Here is a 25,895-nt window from a genome sequence, read left to right as displayed (position 1 = left end):
ACAAAACAAGAGCAACAACCAACACAAAAACAACTACCATAAATGTTGTTTGTATAAGCTCAGGGCGCGTCGGCCAGACAACCTTGCGAATTTCAGTCTTCGCTTCGGACACTAGCGCAGAAAACTGCTTACCTTTAGTCGTTTGTAATGCCACCCAACCAGCAACAACAGCAAGAACCAATAACGCGATAACGCGATACAACAACGACTCAGCTGAGAAATAATAGTTACCGACAACACCGGCAGCCACTATGCTTAGCGCAACAATCCACTTTACCGAATCTAACGCTGCGTTCTCTTTTTCAAGCTTTGCATTCATATTGATACTTACTAACTTCTGGCTAAAAAGTGGCAGGCCAGGAGGGAATCGAACCCCCAACCTGCGGTTTTGGAGACCGCTGCTCTGCCAATTGAGCTACTGGCCTAACAAAAGAAGGCAGACAACCCACCTTCTTTTATAATCGAGTATTACTCGATGATTTTCGCTACAACGCCCGCACCTACTGTACGACCGCCTTCTCGAATTGCGAAACGCAAACCTTCTTCCATCGCGATTGGCGCGATCAATTCTGCAGAAAGCTGTACGTTATCGCCAGGCATTACCATTTCAACGCCTTCTGGAAGCTCACATGCACCCGTTACGTCCGTAGTACGGAAGTAGAACTGTGGACGGTAGCCTTTGAAGAATGGCGTGTGACGACCACCTTCATCTTTGCTTAGTACGTATACTTCAGCTTCGAACTTAGTGTGCGGCTTAACAGAACCAGGAACACATAGAACCTGACCACGCTCAACGTCGTCACGCTTAGTACCACGTAGAAGAACACCAACGTTCTCGCCCGCACGACCCTCATCAAGAAGCTTACGGAACATCTCAACACCAGTACAAGTAGTGGTTTGAGTTTCACGGATACCGATGATTTCGATTTCGTCACCAACAGTGATGATACCACGCTCAACACGACCAGTTACTACCGTACCACGACCAGAGATAGAGAATACGTCTTCTACTGGCATTAGGAATGGTTGATCGATTGCACGCTCTGGCTCTGGGATGTACGTATCAAGCGCTTCAACAAGCTTCTTAACAGCAGTTGTACCCAACTCGTTGTCATCTTCGCCGTTCAATGCCATCAAAGCAGAACCAGGAATGATTGGAGTGTCGTCACCAGGGAATTCGTATTGATCTAGAAGCTCACGAAGCTCCATTTCAACCAACTCAAGCATTTCGTTGTATTCTTCAGTACCTGCACCGCCACAGTCTTCAGCAAGAAGGTCTGCTTTGTTCAAGAATACTACGATGTATGGAACACCAACCTGACGTGAAAGAAGGATATGCTCACGAGTCTGAGGCATTGGGCCGTCAGTCGCACCACATACTAGGATCGCGCCGTCCATTTGAGCAGCACCAGTGATCATGTTTTTCACGTAGTCCGCGTGTCCAGGACAGTCAACGTGCGCGTAGTGACGATCATTTGAATCGTACTCTACGTGTGACGTTGCGATTGTAATACCACGCTCACGCTCTTCTGGAGCGTTATCGATGTTAGCGAAGTCTACCTTCTCACCACCGAATACTTCTGCACATACACGAGTAAGTGCTGCTGTTAGTGTTGTTTTGCCGTGGTCAACGTGGCCAATTGTTCCAACGTTAACGTGCGGCTTACTTCTTTCAAACTTTTCTTTTGCCATCCGAACATCTCCTATAGAATCGCTCGATGAGTGACATTGCGCCGCAATGAGCGCAGACCACGCAAAACTGTATATGGAGCTCATAACCGGAATTGAACCGGTGACCTCTACCTTACCAAGGTAGTGCTCTACCGACTGAGCTATATGAGCGCTTGTATAATTAAATGGAGCGGGTAGAGGGAATCGAACCCTCGTCATCAGCTTGGAAGGCTGAGGTAATAGCCACTATACGATACCCGCCACAAAAAAATTGGTGGAGGGGGGTGGATTCGAACCACCGAAGCTTTCGCGTCAGATTTACAGTCTGATCCCTTTGGCCGCTCGGGAACCCCTCCAAAAGCGAGAATCTAAAGACCCTCTTTACCTCAAAAAGAATGGAGCTGGTGGACGGAATCGAACCCCCGACCTACGCATTACAAGTGCGTTGCTCTACCGACTGAGCTACACCAGCTAAATCACCCCTGTTTCGAGAGGCCGCTATACTAAGTGAAAGAATTTTCGGATGCAACAGTTTTACAAAAAAAATCTCTACTTTTTATAACCATGCCCAAAGACTGAGCTATCTGACTGATTTTTATACGATTTCTAGAGTTATCAGACAACCAAACCTGTATCCACCAGACACTTTCGAAGTCGAAGATATTGCGAATTGATGTCATATAGCCTTTGTCGCGCATATAACCCTGCATACGCTGTGCAGAATCAATATTTTCAAACACACCAACAGACAATGCACCATACAAACCTTGCGCAGTAATAATGAAATTATCGATCCCTTTATCATTAAATTCTTTTTGCTTTTTCAGGGATTCGGCATAGCTTTCGAACGGCCCGTAATACACCCAGTATCTTGGAGCCACCTCCTCTTGCCTTTCAATTAAGTCTGATCGAACACCTGCATCAGACAATGCTACTAAAAAATTACGCGCTTCTTGCTGGTCACTCAAAGGCCCTAACAACAAACAGCCCCTACCCGACTCAGAGATTCCTATTCGCTCTACCCCGTCCCCTACAGCATATTTCACAACCGGCTGATAAGAACCTCTCACCTCTGACCACTGCCATAAAGCGAACACGACATTCACGGTAAACAAAAGAAGGACAATCTTCACAATCCCACACCTTGTTTTTGCGCTAAAGCGAGACCGTCGAGAACCAGATCAGGAACGGACACAGCGCAATCTAACGACACAGACTCTGAAACCAAATCCGCATCACCTCCAGTTATAACAAGACGATACTTTGACTCAACAGCCATACGCTCTATTTTCTTTATAAGCTCTGAAAACATAAGCGAAACACCACCATTCACACAACGTAAAGTTGATAAGCCTTCACAATCACTATTGGCATAGCCATCTTCAATTTTTGAGGTCTGCCCTAACAGAGAATTTCGGAGCATAGAGTAGCCTGGCGCAATATACCCATCGACCTGCTTCCCATCACAGTTCACAACATCAACAGTTAAAGCACTTCCGGCATCGACAACCACGACACCCTTATAGTCCGATAAGCACTTTGAGTAAGCCGCAAGCATCGCAAGACATCGATCGACACCTTGATGCTCTGGAATTTTATAGCCAAATTCGACTTCACCCATACGCTTTACGGAGCGAGCTATATATATAGAAGACACATTAAAACGGCACTTTAATGAATTAATGAGATCTTCGAGCGATCGATTACCGGCAACCGAAGTTACCTGAACCGAGAGATCCTCATCATTTGGCAACTGTTGGCATAGCACATCTAACAGATCCTCTTGCAACTCTGCGCCGCGACCAAATACCCTATCACCATCAAACACTCGCCATTTAGCTCTAGTATTCCCAACGTCTAATTGCAGAATCATATTGGACGCACACTCACTTCACCTGAATGAAACACCTTCACTCCATCATCTACCTTTAACTGCAATCCGCCCTGCAAATCAACACCTAAAGCAACGCCCTCTACATCAGGCCCAATCACTTTCACTGAACGATTTTTTAGCGCATCAAACTTTCCATACTCATCGACATATGCCTCAAACCCTTTTTCTCTAAAAATCGACATATTATTCAGCAGGCTCTCCAATAACCGACCCGCCAATTCATTTCTTTCAACGTCTACATGCTGAGCGATCGCAGTCCAAGGCTGATCAATTTGACTTGCCTGACGTTCACTCATGCTCACATTCATTCCTATACCAATGGTTACCAGCCAGCTACCGGTAGCCTCGCCGGATAGCTCAATCAATATTCCTGCCGCTTTCTTGTCACTAATCCAAATATCATTCGGCCATTTCAAACCAACATCAGTGACATTCAATCCTTTCAACACTTGCGCCAATGCAATCCCAACAACAATACTCAGACCTTGAAGCGCCGCAGGCCCTTTAAACCATTCGAAGCACACGCTGAAATATAGATTCTGTCCAAAAGGACTCACCCAATCTCGGCCACGTCGGCCACGCCCAGCACTCTGCTGCTCAGAAAATAAAACACGATAAGGAAGATTGGCCGAAATCGAATGGACGTCAGTATTAGTGGAGGCACAGGTATCCACGACTTCAATCTGAGCGTCTGCATGATGACTATCAGACACAAAATTTAAGATCTTACTTTTATCCAGCAAATCTATCGGCGAAAGAAGACGGTACCCCTTGCCACGATGACTTTCATAATCAAGGCCCAGACCCTCAAGCCCCTCAAGAGCCTTCCAAATTGCCGTACGACTGACACCAAAACGCTCACCTAACTCTGAACCAGAGTGAAACTCACCATCTGCAAGCACTGAAATTAAATTTGAAAGGTGCATTAGATATCTCATCAAGGAATAAGGATGAGAATTATAACGAGGAAAATTTTAGCGGTGCAATGTAAGTCAGACGTTAATCTAACGGAGTCATTGTGATATCACTCGTGATATCAACATTCTGCAATTTTAAACCATGCAATAAGGTAGCTGACTGCCCAGATGAATGAACTAGATCAACAGACCCGAAATCCAACTCTTTAAGTTGGGTTCGGGTACGTAAAGCAAGACCAACAGGCAAACTATCCCAATCCTCTGGTGTCAAATCTGCCGGTGCAACATATCGGTACGTCCCATCGGGATTCATCACCTTTACATCACCTTTATTACCTACAACACCATTGCTGTCAGCACCATCTGACTTTTTACGCACATACGCTGACGCAACATCAATATTCTGATCGGTTCGTAAACCAAATGAATCTGTTACACCGTCACCATCATTGGTCGTAAAGTTATCAAACACCAACTTAATACCAGTGTCATTCACAACACCGGCAGTACCTTCTCCAGAGCGACCAGTCTCCCACGTAAAGCGATTGCGCTTGCCTTCCGCTTCAACGCTATCCTTAAAAAATCTGGCCGATGCAATCGTTAAGCCTTGATCCCCTCTATCAGACCATCGACCACCATCAGATTGACACGACGCGCTATCGCTCCCTTGCCCACCAACACATACAGCCCCAGCTCCGCCTGCGGAAATTGTTCTTTCAGATCCTTGTTCGTATGTCTCCAGCACCATGCGCCCAAAGCTCGCACCAGTTGCCCGATCACCTAATCTAAAGTCTGTGACATCTAGTCGCGACCAACTTTCTGTCTCATAAATTCGCAAACCCTCTTCAGTAACGTCAAGAAGCATGTCACGAAGATGCTTATCCATATCGAGTCCTGCCAACCAGAAACCACTACCATCAGATTCCTTATAAGTAGCCATTAAGCCATCACGCAATTCAATATCTGCATTGATGGTAATACCTTCATCACCAAAACGACCGCCCGGCCCCAAAGTGATATGCCCGTTTAATCGACCACTCAACTCAGGATAAAGCCCCAAACCAAACAACGCACCCGATACACCAGGAATACTATAAGACGTAGATAAATCCTGAGACTTCAGACTCGTACCGTCATCCGAAACACGACCTAAACGAAACCCTTCGGTTCGATAAGCAAAATCTAGATCCTCGAACCCTATTCTCAGACCATCATAAAACTGAGTCGAACCTAGCAAGCCATCCGCAGTGACATCAAGAGTTATATCACCATCTACATACGCCTCTAAGCCGCTATACATCAGGCCAAAACCATTATCGACGTATACCAAATTTGATTCATTATTAGGACTGATTAAACTGAACTGCGTATCCAAACGAAGCCCCTGATATCCAGCGTCGACATTACCACCTGCCTGCAAAACAACTGCATTTGTTCGTGCGACCGAGTCATAGACACCATCGGCTAGCAGTAAGTTCACGCCAAGACTACCCAACGACTTAATAGGTAAAGCACTATCGACTTTGTAAGCATCGATATTAGATTTGGTCTCACCCAGCACAACCGCATCAAAGAACAAAGCCGCTTGCAAACTATCAAAGCCCAGTTGCAATCCACCACCATAATCGCGTGTCGACTCGAGTCCTGCATGACGATCACTCGCTAGCACATCGACAGTTAAATTCGATAGTGCAATCGTGCCCTGACCACCTAACGCGCCGAACCAATATCCGATATCAGACCAATCGGTATCATCACCCCAAGCCAAATCCCAACTAGAAATTGTTGCCTGAGTATCCAAATTAAAGCCTTCTACGCCATCCCGACCACCGGCACCTAGCTGAATAGATTGACTCAACGCTAACTTAGACCAAAGACTTCCGTAACTCGGCAGCAATACTCCGCTATCTACATCGTTAGACACACCATTATTGTTGGCATTAGTGCTTAATCGTATGGCATCAGCACGCAATTCAAGATCCACTTGAGATGCTACGTACTCGAATTTTCCAGAGGTAGGGTTATAAGCCAACGTGGCATCCGGCGCGATATAGTCAATGCTCATACCGTCTAAAAAGAATTCATTTCCGTTTGTTCTATAACCAAGACGCCCATTCGTTAAACTAAAGGCCGTATCAATAACGTAAGCTGTGGCGTTAGAACTAATCTCTGTTAAACCATCCAATTCAAAATCTAAATACAACCCACCTAAACTTGGGGTACCCAATAGATTAGAACCAACACTGTCGCCAGCCTCTTCAATGAATCGAATATCTTGAATCTCAACACGCGCTTGATTACCTACCGGAGAGAAGGTAGAACCATCCCATTCAAGCGAATCCGTTGTGTAATCAAGTGACAGCGTTCCATCTTCCAAGATGTCGACAAGAATCTGCATCTTAAGAAAATCATCACTTCCTCCAGAACCACCAATACGCAAACCCTCAAAAGCTATACCATTACCGTCATCGAAGTAAGCAAACTCTTGAATCGTGGTATTACTCTCTAGATTTAATGTGATACCTGACTGCCCACTAACTCCCGACAAGAAGTCATCTTCTAAAGCTTGCATTTCGGCATAGGCAGGCACCGCTAATGAGAGGGCAAGCATTAAAAAAGTAAAGGGGGATAAGGTTACTATGCGCATGGTTTAATCCGTTGGAAACACTAACAAATTACCTTTTAGTGTCGCTTCACCACTCATTTCAACCCCGTAAAGGTCGAGCTGCTGAAACCCCGGATCAGACGGGCGCTCCGTTGCACTACCCGCTAAAGTAAACTGGAAGTCATCAAACCGAATTGTTCCCGGCAAACCAATCTCTAGTACTTCACGATTGAATAAAGCACCATCACCACCAAATCCAGAATCAATATCACGAATCTTCATAGTGAGCCCTTCAAAGGCAATACCGCCTCGAAGGTTGTCAATCACAAACCAGCCACCATCCTGCTCTGTTTGCAAGGCAATACGCGCCCCACACGATTTAGTCGCGTCGGTGCACGCACCAAAATAATTATCAGAAAGCGGACCACCGTTCTCGTTAATCGAGATGTCACCACTTAGGTACACTCCACTTTGTCCAGTGACTTCGGACAAGTCGCCATCATCAATAGACTTCATTTCTGCCATAACGGGGAAGCAAGCAGTCGTGAATACAAACAGTAGTGTTCTAGAAAGAATTATCATGGCGTCAAATCCCTAAAACGAACATCTAGGTGTTGAATAAGCATGCCCTCGATTTTAGCCGAGCCAAGGCTTGTACCACCTATTTCTATATCACCAACATAAATATCGGAACGATAGTCTTGATTGGAGTAGTAGTCTTCATAAAAAGCGTACGCGATATCGCCCTGCGCAGAACCATCAGATGCCCCACTCACAGGGTCAATGTTCGCAAGATAGTTCGTCGTCATTTGATCAATCTGAAAACTAAAACCACCAGTCGTATTATCTACACCGATATAAAGAGGCTGAAAGGTATTCCCTAACGCTAGCTCTAGTTTGAAATCGCTCATTTTAATCTTGGATGTGCACGCAGAACTCGCGACCGCACAGGTAGAGATTTCAAGCGCTGGCGTATAAAAGTTCAAACGATACTCTGCAGCCATACGTGAATCTTCTCCCCAAAGACGCAAATATGAACCATCAAATACCGCGCTGTGCGCATGCATGTTCAAGTGAGTTTGCGCCTGCCCGGCAACATTCACTTCCAACTCAAAACCAATATCTGGTCGCTCTCCCGCCTCGAAATCAACGGAAGCAGGTCGACTCGCACATGTTCCCGAGCCTTGCGCCGCGCTAGGATCCAAACAGTCATAACCAAGTGTTGAGTCAACCATTCTTGGCGCCGCAATCTCCAACACACCTTTGCCCGGCAACCCAATATCATTGCCATCAAGCAAATCTATTTCATAGGGATTATCTAGGCGACCTAAATTCACGCCTTCTATCACATCGCCATACTCACTTCCTGCTCGGGCGATGTACATTTGATTCACATTAATATTGACCGGATTACCATCAGAGTCGGTGATGCCGGTAATCCGAAAAACGTTACCTTGAGAAGAGTCATTACCGTGGCTAAACGCAAAGTCTTCCATCACAAACCCGATACCAGCACCATCTACTTCTGATAAATCATTATCAGAAAGCGCTGCCAATTCAGAATGCACAGGAAGGGCAATAGCACCCAGCGCGATAAACGCAGCATTCTGAATAATCGATGGGAAAATTGAGCGCCATTGGTATGACATATTGAGGCAATGCGTCCTGTTTAAGAAATAAACCAACATTATATGGAGAGATGAATTTAAACATGTGAAGCAGGACGAAACTTCACAGTCGTTCACAAATCAAGCAGTCAAGACGTGAGCTAGAACAATATTCTAGCCTTGCTGCAAGAGATTTCTCAGGTCAATGACTGCGGCGCTTGCTCTAGAAATATAAGATGACATCGTTAAAGAGTGATTCGCCAACACACCAAACCCCGAGCCATTTAGAATCATCGGACTCCAAATCGTATTCTGAGTCGCCTCCAAATCCAAACGAATTTGGCGCAGGCTAATCAAAGCATTTTTATCGCCAAGCACTTTTGCAAAGTCGTGTTCCATAGCACGTAAAATCACAATCAACGCCCAAGCTGTGCCGCGCGCCTCGTAAAATACGTTATCGATGTCAAACCAAGATGTTTTTGACTCTTTAAAGCCTTCACCCGAGGTACTTTGCTCAGCAGAATAATCTCCGGCAAGCCCCAGATCCAAACTCGGGCGCCCCACACTTTCGCTCAAACGCCTAGACAACCCCCCAAGTCTATTCTCAACTTCTGACAACCAAGCGCTTAAATTATCGGCACGCGCATAAAACTGTGCATTAGGAGTTGATTCATCCGCTAAGCGTTTGAGATAGTTTTCAACAGCTGCTACACCTGTGCGATATTCAGATTCTGAAGCCGGGAGAATCCAACTACGATTATCAAAGTGAAACTGCGGCTCTGCTAACTTAAGACTTGCATCCTCTTGGGACTGACTTTGCGAGCGACTAAAGTCTTTTCTCATCACCCTAGATAAATCTCGTATTTGAACAAGAACCCCAAACTCCCAGCTAGGCATATTGTCCAGAAACACGCCCGGCAGGAATAAATCGTTTGATAAATATCCTCCAGGCTTTTCGAGCAAAGTATCAGACAACTCAATAAGACTCGCAGTTGTTGCCACACCAATGGGCGCATCAGAGAGCGTGACTCCCGCTCTTTGCTCTACAACCAATGCTAAGTCCGGAACATCAGGTTCAGAACTCCACCAAAAGCCGAGCACCACTACGACAAGCAAATAAATCGGAACAAGTAGCAATAAACCCTTTTGTTTATTCATGTAAGAGACTCTCTTTCTAGAATTGAGCCTGTGACGGCTTACAAATTTGATAGCCAGTCGCAGCATCAACACCTAAATCTTTTAAAACAGCCAACTCAGCTGCGCTTTCGACACCTATGGCAACAACCTGAATATTTTGGCTATGCGCGATTTGTACGACCGAGCGCAAGAAAAACTGATTTTCTTGGTTCTCGTGAATATCCCTAATAAAACTCGTGTCTATTTTTATCGAACGGACTCGAACACGCTTTAAATACGTAAATGGAATAGATGAAACACCAAAACGATCAATACAGAGCCCGAAGCCCCAAGAATCACCTAGCTCACAGAGCTTAAGAAGTATCTCTTCGCCAAAACCTAAAGCATGCTCAGGAACTTCAAAGGTCACCCGATGAAGAATAGACTGATTTTGTCGAAGATGCTCTATCAACCACTCCATGAAAATAGTATCAGCAATGGCTGCTTCAGAAAGAGCGATGTTGTAGTGCATCGATTGATCACTATCGCTCTTATTCAAAGCCGCAAATACGGCTTCGACAATCATTTCATCGAACCTAACCATTAAGCCAAAACGCTTAGCCATCGGCAAAAACGTCGACGCAACAATCATCTCGCCATCTAACTCAATACGCGAAAGTAACTGCTTATGACTAATCGAGTCATCAACCAAACTCTGTACCGGCTGTTCATGCAATACAAGCGCATTATTCTGCAATACATCCTGTAAAATAGATTGCCAATGGTTGGCTTGCCTAACTTCTTGAGAAACGCCATCTTCTTCTAAATCAACGTAACGCTGCCAGCCCGAAATTCCTTTAGACTGAGCTTGTCGCAACGCCATATCCGCTTTCGATAACAAACCCGATACCGTTTCAGCATCGCTCACTTCCGCCACACCAACATTCACCCAGTCATCTTTCAGACCTTGACGTAAGACCGGAATAGATTGAATTTTAGAAAGAAGTTTCTGGGCGTAGGTTTCAGCACAATCAACACTAACACCCGATAAAAACACACTAAATTGCGCACCAGATCTTCTTGAACAATATGCGCCACGATATTCGGCAGAAAGTTCTTTTAGTAGCTTAGAAATCTCCTGCAATAACTCATCGCCCGTCTGACGCCCGTGAGACAGATTAATAGACTCAAAGTCATTTAACATGACTAAGACTAACTCCCCCACGCCTGTCACAGAACGACCAACTAAGTCAGACTTCAAACGCGCATCAAAGCCTTCTCTGTTAAACAATCCCGTCAAATCATCTAATCGTGATAAATCCCGGAGCCTTTCGATATCATCGATTTGCTCATCGAATACTTTTTTCAAGCTCTGAGCCATATCGTTGATTGAACGCGCAACGGAGTCCAATTCACGCGTTGGAGGTAATTCAAGGGGCTGTTCAAAAAATCGGTTAGCAATGCGCTGCGCTTGTTGCTCGAGCTGCACTAGCGGTGCCAATAAATAACGAAGCAAGCTGTAAAGTAATAAAAGCCCAACAATCAATAAGCCTGCAAATAAGATCAATTGAACAACAAAACGCTCCCATAATTTGTCGATTGCGAGCGCGGAATTAGAAACGACCTTCAAACTTCCCAGCCTTTGCCAGCCAGACATCACCTCCGCATCGCCGCTTTGCACCTGCAAATCGATCATGCCCACAAACCAGAGTGGCGCTTTGGTTTGTTCTACGTCCAGCATTCGTTCAACGACTTCATCAGATGCATTAATTCGTAAAACAATTGACTGGTAATCGCCACTATCGAACATGGCATCAATGAGCCTTTCTCGGCCAACACCACTATCTTGCTCATTAATAGATGACAAGCCTATTCCCAAAAATGTCGCTGCTTCTTGCGAATGTTTTGCTAACTGTTCTTGGACGTAATGCTTACTGGCAGAAAAACTGAATATAGCGCTAAGGGCAATCATCGCCACGAACAATAGCCCGACAGAGATAAGAACAAGCTGTTTAAGAGTCCGTTTTTTATTTGTTATTTGCATATCCATCACAGAGTCACACAGACGATTCAGTTCGCAATTTCATATGTTCACGTAGACAGATATGAAATGTGGGCAATAATAACTTCTAGAGACTAACAAATTTTAGAAGCCTAGCAAGACAATTGTTTCATGCTGGGATCAGGTTAATAAAACTATGGCAGAACCCGCACTTCGCGAGCAGTTGAGTAGCTATATCGCGCGAAGAGTCAGCTCGCACGCAGAGGCGGCGGTTGAACTATATGAACAGTGTTCGAAGAATGAATGGCGCAATACAAGCAAAAATCGCACATTGCTGGATACATCAGAAAAACTCAGCAAGTTGTCGAACAAGCTACCCCACAAACCTTTCTCTGAACAAGCACAGAAAATCAGCTCTTTATTGAAGCTCGGTCAAATTGAAGAATGCCCATCACACAAAGCACAAGAGGGCATGAAAGAAGCAATTAGCTTGATAGAAGAACAGCTAAAAATAGAAGTCGAATTACTTCTCGAACCAAACACTACTCAAATCAAGCAAGTGTTACTTGCGGTTAGCTCAAGCAAAAACGAGGCGCTACAAAGCGCCATATTAGGCGATATACCGATACACTCATTTTCGATGGAAAATGTGAATGCTGGAACCTGCACAATTATCGATGTCGATTTTAAAGGAAAAGGCAAAGGCGTCAGTCTCGCCAAGAAAATATTGCAAGCCAATCCGCATAGCAAAGTAATCTTCTTCTCTGATAACAAGATGTCATTTGAAACAAAGCTAAATGCAATTAGAGCTGGCGGCCATTTTTTCATCGATGAAAACTTAACGTCTAAGTCACTAAAAGAAGCTCTTAATACTGCTTTTCATATCGACATTGACCCCAAAACAAGAATTCTGGCGCTTGATGATTCTCCATCTCAATTAAAGCATCTTGAAAATGTGCTAGGAAATGCTGGCTTTATGTGTACAGCGATTAGCCAGCCCGAACTTTTACTCGATGCTATCGAAACGAATCAACCAGACTTGCTTTTACTAGATGTTATTCTCCCCAAGTGCACAGGGGTTGAGCTTGCGAGATTAGTACGCCAGCACACTCAATGGCGCAACATCCCTATTATTTTCCTTTCCGCAGAGGAAGACCCGAACGTACACCTAAACTCTCAAGAGTTAAGCACCACTCCATTTCTCACCAAACCAACTGATCAATCTAAGTTAGTAAATGCTATAAAACAGCAATTATCTGACAAGCAATCTCACGCAAAATAAGCAAAACTAGCCCGTAAATTTGCTAAATTCGCTGCTATCTTGCAGGAATAGTTTGCGAAGTTGCACAGCGAGCACTAGAATTGGCGCATCATTAGCTTTGCTTAAAAAAGAGTGCTCTTCATGCCAACAATTCTTATTCTAAATGGCCCAAATTTAAATCTCCTAGGGAAGCGAGAACCTGAAATATATGGTTCAGAAACACTAGAAGATATTGTTTCCAGAACAAACGCTATTGCAGAACAACATCAAGCAACGATTGAGCACTTCCAAAGCAATGCAGAACACGAGCTAATTGATCGCATTCATGCAGTCAGAAATTCAGACGTAATTGCCATTGTGATCAATCCTGGTGCCTTTACACATACAAGCGTTGCTCTACGTGATGCTCTGTTAGCAAGCGACTTACCGTTTTATGAAGTACATATCTCAAACGTTCATGCACGTGAGAGTTTTCGGCACCATTCCTACTTTTCAGATAAAGCGATTGCCGTTATTTGCGGCTTAGGTACGCACGGTTACGATGCGGCAGTAGAAGCCGCTATTCGCGCATCGCAATAGCAAAGAATTCAAGAGAGTTTATTTATGGATATCCGTAAAATTAAAAAGTTAATCGAGTTAATTGAAGACTCAGATGTCGAGCAACTCGAAATCAAAGAAGGCGAAGAGTCCATCAAGATCACCCGCCGCAACCCAAATGCGCCTGCAGTCGTTGCAAGCCCTGCACCAGTCATTGCTGCGCCAGCTCCTGTAGCTGCAGCTCCAGCGGCACCAGCGAGCACCCCTGAAGAGACGCGAACAGCTCTTCCAAGCATTAACTCGCCAATGGTAGGAACCTTTTATAGAAGCCCTTCTCCTGAGGCGCCTCCATTTGTACAAGTAGGTCAGCAAGTTAAAACTGGCGATGTGCTGTGCATTGTTGAGGCAATGAAAATGATGAACCAAATAGAAGCCGATAGAGATGGAACTATATCAGAAGTATTAGTAGAGAATGGCGCTCCGGTAGAGTTTGACCAACCGCTATTCAGCATCTCATAACGGAAAACTTCACCTTATGCTTAAAAAAGTACTCATCGCAAACCGTGGAGAAATCGCTTTACGGATTTTGCGTGCGTGTAAAGAAATGGGTATCCATAGCGTTGCAGTTCACTCAAAAGTTGATCGCGACCTGATGCACGTTAGGCTTGCCGATGAATCCGTTTGCATTGGCGGAAATCAACCCACGGAAAGCTATCTGAACATTCCAGCGATTATCGCTGCCGCGGAAGTGACTAACGCAGATGCTATTCACCCAGGCTATGGATTCCTTGCTGAAAACTCTGATTTTGCTGAACAAGTTGAGCGCAGTGGTTTTACCTTCATTGGCCCTAGCGCCGATGTTATTCGACTAATGGGTAATAAAGTTTCAGCAATTCAAGCAATGAATCAAGCTGGTGTACCAACGGTTCCAGGCTCTAACGGCCCACTGAGTGACAACACAGCAGACACAATAGCGATCGCAAAATCTATCGGTTTTCCGGTGATGATCAAAGCAGCCTCTGGTGGCGGTGGACGCGGAATGCGCGTTGTCTACGAAGAATCAGAACTAGTTAATTCAATTGCCCTTACCAAGCAAGAGGCAAAAAATGCATTTGGCGATGATACCGTTTACTTAGAAAAATTCCTCGATAGGCCTCGCCATGTGGAGGTCCAAGTACTCGCGGACGGTCAAGGCAAAGCCATTCACCTTGGCGATCGAGACTGCTCTTTGCAGAGACGTCACCAAAAAGTCATTGAAGAAGCACCGGCACCAAATGTCGACGAAACTGCTCGCCAAGAAGTGTTTGATGCCTGCGTTAAAGCATGTATCGATATTAACTACAGAGGCGCAGGTACTTTTGAGTTCTTATATCAAGACGGCAAGTACTATTTCATCGAAATGAATACCCGTATACAGGTAGAACACCCTGTAACGGAAATGATCACCGGCGTGAATCTAGTCAAAGAACAGATGAAGATCGCTGGAGGAAAGTCGCTGACCTACACCCAAGAAGAGATCAAATTTAAAGGCCATGCCTTTGAATGTCGTATTAACGCAGAAGATCCGAAAACATTTATTCCCTGCCCTGGAACGATAAACATGTTTCATGCGCCCGGCGGCATGGGTGTTCGAGTCGACTCACATCTATACAGCGGATATTCCGTTCCACCGTATTACGACTCTCTGATCGCTAAAGTTATCTGCCATAGCGAAGACCGAACATCAGCACTTAATCGCGTACGCAACGCACTTAACGAACTGGTTATCGATGGCATCAAAACAAACGCACCGTTACACCGAGTACTTGCTAACGACGAAGGCTTTATGAATGTTGACTTTAATATTCATTACTTAGAAAAACTCCTTCAGCAAAGATCGGGCGGTTGAACAAGAAATGAACTGGATACAAGTAAAAAGTGAAATTGCCCCGCAACTCATCGAAGCGCTAGAAGAAGGTTTGTTAGCGAGTGGAGCTGTGTCTGTAACGATGCAAGATGGTGCAGACCAACCAATACTCGAGCCGGAGCTCGGCACAATGCCAGTTTGGGACGACACCACTCTCACCGCGCTTTTCGAGCAAGACACCGACATGGAACAAGCCTTAAGCATCGCTAAAGAAGTGTTTCATCATTATCTACCCGATACAGACTTTCCGTCGTTACAAGTCGACATTCTCGAAAATGAAGACTGGACAAGAAAATGGATAGAAAATTTTAAGCCCATATCTTGTGGCAAACGTTTGTGGATATGCCCTAGCTGGTGCGAGCCACCTGAGCCCGACGCAGTAAATCTGATGCTAGACCCGGGTTTAGCATTTGGAACAGGCACGCATCCAACAACATTCTTATGTCTCGAATGGTTAGATGCACAAGATTTAAAAGGCCAAACTGTGATCGATTATGGGTGTGGCTCTGGGATTCTCGGTATCGCAGCGCTACTTCTCGGCGCTTCACGTGTAATTGCTGTCGACAACGATCCTCAAGCACTTATTGCGACGAAAGATAACGCGGAGCGAAATCAATTATCTGCTGACGCTATAGAATGCTACCTACCGGATGATTGTCCAGACATTCATGCAGACGTATTAGTAGCCAATATTCTTGCACAACCACTTTACAGCCTCAGAGAGCATCTTTCGGGACTATGTAAAGCAAATGCGAGCATTGCGCTTTCTGGCATCCTCAGAGAGCAAGCCGAAGATTTATCGCAACATTATGGCACTCACTTTAAAATGCAGGCCGTAAATTACATGGATGACTGGTCGCGCTTGAGCGGAACCAAGAAGGATTAAGATAGTTATAAAAGCTATTACACAGCTTCAGAAAAACGCGCTACACTGCAGATAATAAAGAATTTTTTTACTTTCTGTACAAGGATAAGTTTGCGCATGAGTTCTGAGCAATACACGCGCTGCCCTCACTGTAAGGCAACTTTCGAAGTAAGCGAAAAGCAACTCTCTGCAGCCGCTGGCAAAGTCCGCTGCGGAGCTTGCATGGAAGTATTTGATGCTGTCGCTTACCTAATCCCTCAGAACGGAAATGAAACGCTTAAATCGCAAGATGACACACCAAGCGAAATTCCAACACCAAGCACAGAACACGAATCACATACTCACGAGACCGATGACGAAGAGCTTATCTTTGAAGATTCTGATGACGAGAAAGAGAGCGCAAAGAAACAGTCTTTATTCGATGATTCTCAGCTTAGCGATTCTTTAAAAGAAATTGATAGCTCAGGCGCACACGCATTCTCATCTGAAGCTGCACACCACTCAGAAGTGGCTGATAGCAAAGACGAAGAATGGACAGCCCAGATATTAAAAGACGACACGCCAACGAGGCCTCTTAAGCAAGAACCCAGCTTAGATCTAGAGCCTCAAAAAACATCCCACACTAATGATGAGCTAATAAAACCATCTGCCGACGATGCACCTCAACGCATAGACTTCTATTACGAGGAAGAACAAACCGTTCACAGAGGAAGCTGGTTAAGAAAAAGCGTCATTACACTAGCGTGTCTCGCCTTGACGGCCGTTCTCGCTGCACAGATCGCGTGGTTTCACTATGAACGTCTGGCGCAATATCCTCTAGCAAAACAAGGCTTTCAATTGGCATGTGAAAAACTAGGCTGCAAACTGCCTGAGCTTGTTGATCTTGAAGCCATAAAAAGTAGCAATTTGGTCGTTAGAAGCCACCCTCTCAAGGCAAACACTTTAATCATTGATGTCGTGCTTACTAACACCGCAGACTTTGACCAAGAGTTTCCGCGCCTTGCTATGTATTTTTCGGACATCAACGGCAAAACTATTGCACAACAAATTGTAGAAGCGAAAACATACCTTAATGATGACACTCTTGCTCAGCAGTCTATGCAAAGAGAGAAAGCCATGCACATCTCGCTTGAGGTAGAAGATCCTGGTAAACAAGCAGTGAACTATAAAATTCGTTTCTTCCCTGCCAAGAAGACGAGCGGTTAAACATTTTTAGAACGTTTAGCCGCTCAAATGTCAACCACTCCGCACAAAATATAACCAAAAAAAAGCGCTTGCACCGTCTTTAATCGGACGCAACAGAAGAGTATGATTTGCGTCCTTTTTTGAGCGACACATCGGCAAACGTTTTGGTTAAAATCGGCCCTTACACATTAGCAAATAATTTAGTGCTAGCACCGATGGCCGGTGTCACCGATAGACCTTTTCGTCAATTGTGTCGCCAATATGGTGCGGGACTTGCTGTCTCCGAGATGGTCATCGCAGATCCTAGCTTTTGGAAAACACGCAAATCCAAACATCGCCTTGATCATGAGGGTGAACAAGCGCCAATTTCTGTTCAAATCGCCGGCGGCGACGCTCAGATGCTTGCCGAATCCGCACGACTCAATGCGGAGCAAGGTGCCCAAATTATTGATATCAATATGGGATGCCCTGCAAAGAAAGTGTGTAATAAAGCAGCTGGGTCAGCGTTAATGAAAGATGAAGCACTTGTTAAAGAGATTCTTCATAGCGTAGTGGATGCGGTCGATATTCCAGTCACTCTGAAAATCAGAACAGGCTGGGATACAGGAAATAAGAATGCCCTAACAATCGCTAAAATAGCGCAAGAGGCGGGCATTCAAGCGTTGGCAATACATGGCCGAACTAGAGCTTGCGCATATCGCGGAGAAGCTGAGTACGACACCATAAAACAAGTGAAAGAAAACCTAGCAATTCCGGTGTTTGCTAATGGGGATATTACTTCTCCAGAGAAAGCGAAAGCTGTTCTCGACTACACCGGCGCAGACGGACTTTTAATAGGACGAGCCGCTCAAGGAAAACCTTGGATATTTGAGGAAATAGAGCACTTTTTAAAAACAGGGAAGCATCTTCCGCAGCGAGAGCTTTTGGAGCAACAGGATATTATGTTGCGCCATGTAAGTGCATTGCATTGTTTTTATGGCGACATTATGGGCGTGCGAATTGCCCGAAAACATGTCGCTTGGTATTTTCAAACTCGGATAGATGGTAAAGCGTTCAGAAAGACTTTTAACACTATTGAATCAACACAAGATCAACTTAACGCGATAAGCGAGTATTTTAAGCGATCGAACAACCAAGGAGATGAAGCTGCATGAGTTCTGAGATGCTAGCCGACAACCAAGACATCCAACCATCACAAAACGCCCCATTGCTTGATGGCGGCACAACATTACGTGATGAGGTAGAAAAAGCGCTGAGCAACTATTTTGCTCAACTAGACGGCGCGCCTGTTACAGACGTCTACCAACTCGTACTTTCAGAAGTAGAAGCTCCTCTTCTAGAGCAAGTATTGAAATATACGCGCAACAACCAAACCAAAGCCTCTGTGCTTCTGGGTCTCAACCGAGGCACTCTGCGCAAAAAACTCAAGCAGTACGGTCTACTGTAAACAGCATCAAAACAAGGGCGGGATTTTCTCGCCCTTTTTCGTTTTAAAGACAAGTAAAAAGTGGAAGTAACTATGACAACAAACGCTCGCCCTGTTGCTGTAAAGCGCGCACTAATAAGTGTCTCGGATAAAACAGGCATTGTTGAATTCGCAAAGAACCTAAAAGACCTTGGTGTTGAACTGCTGTCGACCGGCGGTACCTTTAAATTACTTCAAAGCGAAAACATTCCTGTCACAGAGGTTTCAGACTATACAGGCTTTCCTGAAATGATGGATGGTCGCGTAAAAACTCTCCACCCTAAAGTTCATGGTGGAATACTTGGTCGTCGCGGACAAGATGATGAAGTCATGCAGGCACATGATATCGCTGCAATCGATATGGTTGTCGTAAACCTTTACCCATTCGCTGAAACCATCGCGAAACCAGATTGCTCAATGGATGATGCAGTTGAAAATATCGATATTGGCGGACCAACAATGGTTCGTGCAGCAGCGAAAAACCATGCATTCGTCAATATTGTCGTGAATGCTAACGACTACTCTCCCATTATTGAAGAAATGCGTGAAAACGACGGCTGCACATTGTTTGATACGCGATTTGATCTAGCGATCAAAGCATACGAGCACACCGCTTCCTACGACAGTGCGATCGCAAACCATTTCGGTCAACTTGTCTCAGGCGGAACCACAAAACTTCCACGTACAATCAATTTAAATTTCAACAAAGCACAAGATATGCGCTACGGCGAAAACCCGCATCAAGCAAGTGCATTCTACGTTGAAAGCAATATACAAGAAGCCTGTATTTCTAATGCCAAGCAAGTGCAAGGCAAAGAGTTATCATTCAATAACATTGCCGATACAGATGCAGCCCTAGAAACAGTGCGCCTATTCAAAAATCCGGCATGCGTCATTGTCAAACATGCCAACCCTTGTGGCGTGTCAGAGGCAGACAATATTCTTCAAGCATATGAAAATGCCTATGCGACAGACCCAGAGTCAGCGTTTGGTGGCATCATCGCTTTCAACCGCGCTTTGGACGCACAAACTGCGCAAGCAATTGTTGATCGTCAATTTGTCGAAGTGATCATCGCTCCTAGCGCATCAGACGAAGCGGTTGCAGTAATCAGCGCCAAGAAAAATCTTCGTTTACTCGTATGTGGAGAACTCAACACCTCTGCACCAGCAATGGATTATAAGCGCGTCAATGGCGGCATTTTGGTTCAAGAACGTGATTTAGGCATGATCGACTTAGCGCAAGTTAAAATTGTGTCTCGTCGTCAGCCAAGCGAAGAAGAACTCCGCGATGCTCTGTTTACGTGGAAGGTAGCCAAGATGGTTAAATCAAATGCCATCGTGTACGGCAAAGGACTTCAAACCATCGGTGTTGGTGCAGGCCAAATGAGCCGCGTTAACTCTGCTCGTATTGCCGCAATTAAGGCAGAACATGCTGGTTTACAAGTTGCAGGATCGGTCATGGCGTCAGATGCATTCTTCCCGTTTAGAGACGGCATTGATAATGCAGCGGAAGCTGGTGTTGCATGCGTCATACAACCTGGCGGCTCAATGCGTGATGAAGAAGTAATTCAAGCAGCAGACGAGCATGACATGGCGATGATCTTCACCGGCATGAGACACTTTAGACACTAACAAGAAAATATCTGGCACGGGTGCTCTGTTACTAATTTTATTCGCTATAATCCAGAAAATTAGCATTTTATTAGAGTGATCCCGTGTCAGAATATTCACGCTTCAAAGTTAGAGGCTACCATTTAGACCAATATGGTCATACCAACATTGGTGCATACAACACTTTCATGGAAGAAGCCCGCTGGCGTCTTTTTGAAAACTACAATGCAGTAGAGTTCTTCTCTGAGCTCGATCTAGCACTCACCCTCGTTAACTCCGAAGTCAATTATCGTAGACCTTGCTCTCTAGGAGACGCACTAGAAGTTCAAACGAAAGTTATGCGCATCGGAACAACAAGTTGTAAAGTACAACAGTCTATCTTTCTCGATGGCGGCAACACACACGTTGTCGACGCAGAACATACCTTTGTACTGATGGACAAACAAACCCTTAAGTCCTGTAAGATCGAAGGCAAAGCGCGCGAAAAGCTTGAGCAATTAGCACAAGTCTTCTAGCTTTCTTGAACAAACGGTCACGTTTTGATTCAGCCCTGCAACTCCGCTATTCTTTCGCCCCTCGAAACAATGCCACAGGCCTGAAGTCATGAATGTTTTAGTTGTAGGTAGCGGTGGGCGTGAACATGCCCTCGCTTGGAAAATCGCCCAAGACCCATCTGTTCAAACTGTTTTCGTAGCACCCGGCAATGCTGGTACCGCGAACGATACAAAGCTCCAAAATGTGAACATTGACGTTCTAGCATTCAAGGAACTCTCTGACTTTGCTATCGCCAATAAAGTCGAGCTCACGGTAATTGGCCCTGAAGCACCACTTGTAGAGGGTGTCGTTGATCATTTTGAAAACTTAGGGCTCGCTTGCTTTGGCCCAAGTCAAGCCGCAGCACAACTCGAAGGTTCTAAAGCATTCACGAAAGACTTTTTAGCACGCCAGGATATTCCAACAGCCTCATATCAAAATTTTACTGAAGTAGAACCTGCTCTCGCATACTTACAAGAACAAGGTGCACCTATTGTCGTAAAAGCAGACGGACTAGCAGCAGGCAAAGGCGTGATTGTTGCCATGACACTTGAAGAAGCCGAAGCAGCAGTAAAGGACATGCTCTCAGGGAATGCATTTGGAGAAGCCGGCTGTCGCGTTGTCATTGAAGAATTTTTAGAAGGCGAAGAAGCCAGCTTTATCGTGATCGCGGATGGTGAAGACTGCATAGCGATGGCGACAAGCCAAGACCATAAACGTGTTGGAAACGGAGATACAGGCCCTAATACTGGTGGAATGGGAGCTTACTCCCCTGCTCCGGTCGTTACTCCGGAAGTTCACGCGCGTATTATGGATCAGGTCATCAATCCAACCTTAAAAGGCATGGCTGAAGAAGGGAATCGTTACCGCGGTTTTCTTTATGCAGGCCTGATGATATCGCCTGATGGTCAACCAAAAGTGATTGAATTCAATTGCCGTTTTGGCGATCCGGAAACACAACCGATCATGATGAGATTAGCGTCTGAGTTGGCACCACTGTGTAGCGCAGCTATTAACGGAACGCTAGCGGATCAAACGCCTCGTTGGCATGATAAGCCCGCTGTAGGTTTAGTGCTCGCCGCAGGAGGATATCCAGCTGCATACGATAAAGGAATCGCAATATCTGGGTTAACCCTGTCTTCGAGCAAAGAAGAGAAAGTCTTTCACGCAGGTACCAGCTTAAAAGACGGTGAAGTTGTGACCTCGGGCGGTCGCGTTCTATGCGCAACAGCACTCGGAGATAGTGTTTCAGAAGCGGCAAGCAATGCTTACGCACTTGCTAAGACGATCAGTTGGGAAGGCATGTTTTATCGCGACGACATCGCATACCGTGCCATTGCTCGTGAAAAGCAACAGAGCTAATGGCAAATACTCAGTTATAGCAGTTAGCTATAGCTGAGTATAAATTTTCTCAATCAATGCATCCGTTTCATCCCAACCGATGCAGGCATCCGTAACCGACTGCCCATAATTCATTGTGTCACTAATATTCTGACGACCTTCGACTAAATGGCTCTCGAGCATAAGGCCTTTAATCACATCACACCCTGCAGTTTTTTGAGCAAGAATATTTTCAACTACTTTCGATTGAAGTGCGTGATCCTTGCCGGAGTTTTCATGACTACAATCGACCAATACACTTGGTATTAAACCAGCCTCAGTCATCATTTTCTTCGCCTGGGCTAAATGCACCGCATCATAGTTTGGCCCGTGTTTTCCGCCACGCAGTACCAATTGACCATACGGATTACCGACCGAACGCATACGATTAATTTGTCCATCTTGGCACATCGAGAAGAAACTATGAGGGTTAGCCGCCGAAATTAATGCATTAATGGCAACATCTAATCCTCCATCGGTACCATTCTTAAACCCGACTGAACACGGTAAAGCACTCGCCATTTCTCTATGTGTTTGAGACTCAGTTGTTCGAGCGCCAATTGCTACCCATGAAATCAAATCATCCAAGTAAGGCATCGCTAGAGGATTTAAGGCTTCAGTCGCCAGAGGCACACCAAGCTCAACCAAGCGTAACAACAAACTTCTGCTTGCCTCTAAACCTGCGCCTAAGTCATCGGAGCCATCCATATCTGGATCGTACAACATCCCTTTCCAACCAACACTTGTTCGTGGTTTTTCAAGATAGGCACGCATAACGATAAGTAGCTTATCGCTGAACTTTTCGTTTAATGCGACAAGACGCTCGGCATACTCAATTGCAGATTGATCACAATGCAATGAACATGGACCTGTTATCACTAACAAGCGATTATCTGCCCCTGTCACGATATCCTGCACCTGTTGACGTTGCTTAAAAATCTGATCAGACAACGCATCATTCAAAGGAAGACATTCCTTCAAAGCTTTTGGGCTGATTAAAGGGGTCAGTATCGCTACCGCTTCTTCATTGCTCGATTGGGCTTGAACTTGGCTCATTGTTGTTTTCCTTCTAAAAAAAAACCTCGGGGGGCTGCGCCTACCGAGGTTTCTTCTTCGGAGGCGCTTAGATGGCCTCCCTATAATGCTTAGTTAGCTGGGCACGACCATAGCTTGGTGATAACCAAAATAAAAGCTAAAGTGCCACGCAGCAGAAGATGCCGGATAAGTCATTCGGTTGTTTTGAGGTCGAGTTTGCTTCAAATTCATCTTCATAGTGGGATCAAACTTAACCTCGATTTCATGATTTGTAAACAGCCAGACCTTTATTTCCTGGATATCGGGCTTATATCGTGAACATTCGCGCACAAAAAAAGAGAACAGCATGTCAGATCTATACCAATCCGCCTTTCAACTCAGTAAAAAAGTCGCGCTCGAAGCAGGACAACTGATTAAACAATTACGCGAGGAAGGTTCTCTTGATCATCAATATAAAGATCAACATGAACTCGTGACCAATGCTGATCTTGCCGCGGATAAACTAATTGTTGAGCGCATTAAAGAAGTGTTTCCAGATCATCGTTTTTTGACTGAGGAAACCTGCACAGACAAATCACTCGGGCATGATTTAAGCAGTCCAATTTGGATCATCGACCCCATAGATGGAACCGTCAACTATGCCCACGGACAGCAGATGGTCGCAGTCAGTATTGCATTTGCTTGCGATGGAGATGTGCAATGCGGGGTCGTATACAACCCGTTCCTAGATGAAATGTTTTGCGGATTAAAGGGTGCCGGCGCAACTCTCAACGAAGAGGCTATAAGCATAAGTGGCCAACAAAATTTTCGTAAAGCAGTCTTTGCAACGGGCTTCCCCTATGACAAAAGCACGCTTCCTCCGATACTCGAACGCGTGACCATTATGCTCGAAAAATGCCAAGACTTACGTCGTTTAGGCAGTGCTGCCTTAGATATTTGTTGGGTTGCGTGCGGCCGCCATGATTTTTACTTTGAATCTTTAAGCCCATGGGACTTTGCCGCGGCACGTGTCATTGCTATAGAAGCAGGCGCACGTTGCGGCCATTTCAGTGAAGTTCCAGCTCATATTCCTGCGGCCATTTATGATCAGAACTTATTGATAAGTTCGCCCGCACTCTTCGATCAAGCACGAGCGCTTCTCGCCCCAACAACCTAAATTATGGCTATTGAAATAAGCCACTCGCTAAGATCGGCCAATGACTCACCCAATGCGCCGTTGGCTTAACTTTGAACTCACTACGAACAAATTGGTGAACGCGCCCTTCAACATTGACCAACAACAAGTTTGCGCTAGCCGCTGAACTAAGACGTCTGGTCAAACCCTCTTGGGCCTCACCTTCTTTGATAATTTGCTTGAGTTCTGTTTCTAAGCGTTGAAAAAACTGCTCGGCGCGATTCCGAACTTTTTCGTTCTCTCCCGCTAATGCATCACCAGCAAGAATGCGACACATTCCTTGATTCTTTTCAGCAAAAGCAAGCACCAAAGTTAGTATCTTCTGCAGCTTGTCTAAACAGCCTTGCCCCTCAGCCTTAATACGCGTCACACGGCTAAACACAGTCTCTTCGATAAACTCAATAAGGCCTTCATACATTTTCGCCTTACTCGGGAAGTGCCTGTAAAGCGCAGCCTCGGTAACCCCGACTTCAACCGCGAGCTTTGCAGTGGTGATACGCTCCCCTAAATTGTCCTCAAGCATACTGGCTAGTACTTGAAGGATTTGCTCTTTTCTACTCACTTTTTGTTTTTTTTCCGGGGCCATTGTGGCTATCTACCCTCGTTATTTTAATTAAACTCAACCTTAAATTAGGCCTTCAAGAGGGGAAGATGCAGAAGCGTATAGTTTACGAGGCATCCGACCCGCTAAGTATGCAGCGCGACCACTTTCAACCGCCAATTTCATTGCGTGCGCCATCATCACAGGATCTTTAGCTGCTGCAATGGCAGTATTCATCAACACGCCATCACAACCAAGTTCCATCGCTATCGCTGCATCCGAAGCCGTACCAACGCCCGCATCAACTAAAATGGGCACATTCGCATTCTCAAGAATCATATGAATATTGTGCGGATTGCGAATCCCGAGCCCACTACCAATGGGGGCACCTAGTGGCATCACCGCCACACAACCAATCTCTTCTAGCTCTTTAGCGATCAAAGGATCATCTGTTGTGTAGACCATGACCTTAAAGCCATCTTTGACCAAGGTCTTTGCCGCCGACAATGTTTCGACCACATTTGGGTAAAGCGTCTTCTGATCGCCAAGCACCTCAAGCTTCACTAGATCATGTCCATCAAGAAGCTCA

The 25,895-nt window shown here is 45.3% G+C and carries 25 protein-coding genes and 5 tRNA genes; 12 read left to right on the top strand and 18 right to left on the bottom strand.

The features are described 5' to 3' along the window. From secE to A3739_RS02150, 15 genes are all read right to left on the bottom strand, one after another. Nucleotides 1–319: preprotein translocase subunit SecE (gene secE / locus A3739_RS02220; protein WP_068500070.1), on the bottom strand; the 319-nt coding region annotated here is incomplete at its 3' end. Between the two features lie 30 nt (nt 320–349). Further along, nucleotides 350–425: transfer RNA gene (locus tag A3739_RS02215), tRNA-Trp, on the bottom strand. Nucleotides 426–468: 43 nt separating this feature from the next. Continuing rightward, entirely contained in the window at nt 469–1,692 is a 1,224-nt protein-coding gene (gene tuf / locus A3739_RS02210) for an elongation factor Tu (RefSeq protein WP_068478061.1), read from the bottom strand. Between the two features lie 74 nt (nt 1,693–1,766). Continuing rightward, nucleotides 1,767–1,842: transfer RNA gene (locus tag A3739_RS02205), tRNA-Thr, on the bottom strand. 15 nt (nt 1,843–1,857) lie between these two features. Next, nucleotides 1,858–1,932, bottom strand: a tRNA-Gly gene (locus A3739_RS02200). 11 nt (nt 1,933–1,943) lie between these two features. Beyond that, nucleotides 1,944–2,027, bottom strand: a tRNA-Tyr gene (locus tag A3739_RS02195). A gap of 40 nt (nt 2,028–2,067) precedes the next feature. Beyond that, a tRNA-Thr gene (locus tag A3739_RS02190) sits at nt 2,068–2,143 on the bottom strand. Nucleotides 2,144–2,174: 31 nt separating this feature from the next. Then, nucleotides 2,175–2,804, bottom strand: coding sequence for an SPOR domain-containing protein (locus A3739_RS02185; protein WP_068476059.1), 630 nt, complete (start codon nt 2,802–2,804; stop codon nt 2,175–2,177). Further along, nucleotides 2,801–3,544, bottom strand: a complete 744-nt coding sequence (locus A3739_RS02180; protein ID WP_068483413.1) for a type III pantothenate kinase — start codon at nt 3,542–3,544, stop codon at nt 2,801–2,803. Before A3739_RS02180 ends, A3739_RS02185 begins: the two co-directional genes overlap by 4 nt. After that, a complete protein-coding gene (locus A3739_RS02175) occupies nt 3,541–4,491 on the bottom strand; it encodes a biotin--[acetyl-CoA-carboxylase] ligase (RefSeq protein ID WP_197468885.1) in 951 nt (316 codons plus the stop codon). Before A3739_RS02175 ends, A3739_RS02180 begins: the two co-directional genes overlap by 4 nt. A 73-nt stretch (nt 4,492–4,564) precedes the next feature. Next, entirely contained in the window at nt 4,565–7,129 is a 2,565-nt protein-coding gene (locus tag A3739_RS02170) for a DUF6160 family protein (protein WP_068483407.1), read from the bottom strand. Nucleotides 7,130–7,132: 3 nt separating this feature from the next. Further along, entirely contained in the window at nt 7,133–7,669 is a 537-nt protein-coding gene (locus A3739_RS02165) for a DUF6160 family protein (protein WP_068483404.1), read from the bottom strand. Beyond that, nucleotides 7,666–8,736 (bottom strand): hypothetical protein, encoded by a 1,071-nt coding sequence (locus A3739_RS02160; protein ID WP_068483401.1) that lies wholly within the window; start codon nt 8,734–8,736, stop codon nt 7,666–7,668. Before A3739_RS02160 ends, A3739_RS02165 begins: the two co-directional genes overlap by 4 nt. Before the next feature lie 132 nt (nt 8,737–8,868). After that, nucleotides 8,869–9,852: a DUF2333 family protein gene (locus A3739_RS02155; protein ID WP_082890123.1), complete on the bottom strand. Its 984-nt coding sequence runs from the start codon at nt 9,850–9,852 to the stop codon at nt 8,869–8,871. A gap of 16 nt (nt 9,853–9,868) precedes the next feature. After that, on the bottom strand, nt 9,869–11,854 hold the full coding sequence (locus A3739_RS02150; protein WP_197468886.1) for an EAL domain-containing protein: 1,986 nt from the start codon (nt 11,852–11,854) through the stop codon (nt 9,869–9,871). A gap of 154 nt (nt 11,855–12,008) precedes the next feature. Between A3739_RS02150 and A3739_RS02145 the strand changes: the two genes are divergently transcribed. From A3739_RS02145 to purD, 11 genes are all read left to right on the top strand, one after another. Beyond that, on the top strand, nt 12,009–13,094 hold the full coding sequence (locus A3739_RS02145; RefSeq protein ID WP_068483188.1) for a PleD family two-component system response regulator: 1,086 nt from the start codon (nt 12,009–12,011) through the stop codon (nt 13,092–13,094). Nucleotides 13,095–13,214: 120 nt separating this feature from the next. Then, entirely contained in the window at nt 13,215–13,652 is a 438-nt protein-coding gene (aroQ, locus tag A3739_RS02140) for a type II 3-dehydroquinate dehydratase (protein ID WP_068475024.1), read from the top strand. Between the two features lie 24 nt (nt 13,653–13,676). Continuing rightward, a complete protein-coding gene (accB, locus tag A3739_RS02135) occupies nt 13,677–14,129 on the top strand; it encodes an acetyl-CoA carboxylase biotin carboxyl carrier protein (protein WP_068483392.1) in 453 nt (150 codons plus the stop codon). A gap of 16 nt (nt 14,130–14,145) precedes the next feature. After that, a complete protein-coding gene (gene accC, locus A3739_RS02130) occupies nt 14,146–15,498 on the top strand; it encodes an acetyl-CoA carboxylase biotin carboxylase subunit (protein ID WP_068500062.1) in 1,353 nt (450 codons plus the stop codon). Nucleotides 15,499–15,505: 7 nt separating this feature from the next. Next, nucleotides 15,506–16,402, top strand: coding sequence for a 50S ribosomal protein L11 methyltransferase (gene prmA, locus A3739_RS02125; protein ID WP_068483386.1), 897 nt, complete (start codon nt 15,506–15,508; stop codon nt 16,400–16,402). 96 nt (nt 16,403–16,498) lie between these two features. Further along, nucleotides 16,499–17,587, top strand: coding sequence for a DUF3426 domain-containing protein (locus tag A3739_RS02120; RefSeq protein WP_068475885.1), 1,089 nt, complete (start codon nt 16,499–16,501; stop codon nt 17,585–17,587). A gap of 143 nt (nt 17,588–17,730) precedes the next feature. Continuing rightward, a complete protein-coding gene (gene dusB, locus A3739_RS02115; protein ID WP_197468889.1) occupies nt 17,731–18,720 on the top strand; it encodes a tRNA dihydrouridine synthase DusB in 990 nt (329 codons plus the stop codon). An 8-nt stretch (nt 18,721–18,728) separates the two neighbouring features. Further along, a complete protein-coding gene (gene fis, locus A3739_RS02110) occupies nt 18,729–19,013 on the top strand; it encodes a DNA-binding transcriptional regulator Fis (protein ID WP_369819810.1) in 285 nt (94 codons plus the stop codon). Between the two features lie 72 nt (nt 19,014–19,085). After that, nucleotides 19,086–20,663 (top strand): bifunctional phosphoribosylaminoimidazolecarboxamide formyltransferase/IMP cyclohydrolase, encoded by a 1,578-nt coding sequence (gene purH / locus A3739_RS02105; protein WP_068483383.1) that lies wholly within the window; start codon nt 19,086–19,088, stop codon nt 20,661–20,663. Between the two features lie 83 nt (nt 20,664–20,746). Beyond that, nucleotides 20,747–21,157 carry a thioesterase family protein gene (locus A3739_RS02100; RefSeq protein WP_068479481.1) on the top strand — a complete coding sequence of 137 codons (411 nt, stop codon included), beginning with the start codon at nt 20,747–20,749 and terminating at the stop codon, nt 21,155–21,157. 88 nt (nt 21,158–21,245) lie between these two features. Further along, on the top strand, nt 21,246–22,538 hold the full coding sequence (gene purD, locus A3739_RS02095) for a phosphoribosylamine--glycine ligase (protein ID WP_068483380.1): 1,293 nt from the start codon (nt 21,246–21,248) through the stop codon (nt 22,536–22,538). Between the two features lie 27 nt (nt 22,539–22,565). Here the strand turns inward: purD and A3739_RS02090 are convergent, their stop codons facing one another. Next, entirely contained in the window at nt 22,566–23,612 is a 1,047-nt protein-coding gene (locus A3739_RS02090; RefSeq protein ID WP_068483377.1) for a 3-deoxy-7-phosphoheptulonate synthase, read from the bottom strand. A gap of 325 nt (nt 23,613–23,937) precedes the next feature. Between A3739_RS02090 and A3739_RS02080 the strand changes: the two genes are divergently transcribed. Next, a complete protein-coding gene (locus A3739_RS02080) occupies nt 23,938–24,747 on the top strand; it encodes an inositol monophosphatase family protein (protein WP_068481451.1) in 810 nt (269 codons plus the stop codon). A 7-nt stretch (nt 24,748–24,754) separates the two neighbouring features. Here the strand turns inward: A3739_RS02080 and slmA are convergent, their stop codons facing one another. Together slmA and A3739_RS02070 are read right to left on the bottom strand one after the other, a co-directional pair. Then, a complete protein-coding gene (slmA, locus tag A3739_RS02075; protein WP_068481448.1) occupies nt 24,755–25,351 on the bottom strand; it encodes a nucleoid occlusion factor SlmA in 597 nt (198 codons plus the stop codon). A gap of 39 nt (nt 25,352–25,390) precedes the next feature. Continuing rightward, nucleotides 25,391–25,895 (bottom strand): thiazole synthase (locus A3739_RS02070; RefSeq protein WP_369821077.1); only part of this gene is annotated, 505 nt, incomplete at its 5' end.

It is taken from the genome of Oleiphilus sp. HI0067 (assembly GCF_001635735.1).
Note: the sequence above shows the minus strand (reverse complement) of the source record. Positions and strands in the feature narration are given on the sequence as shown.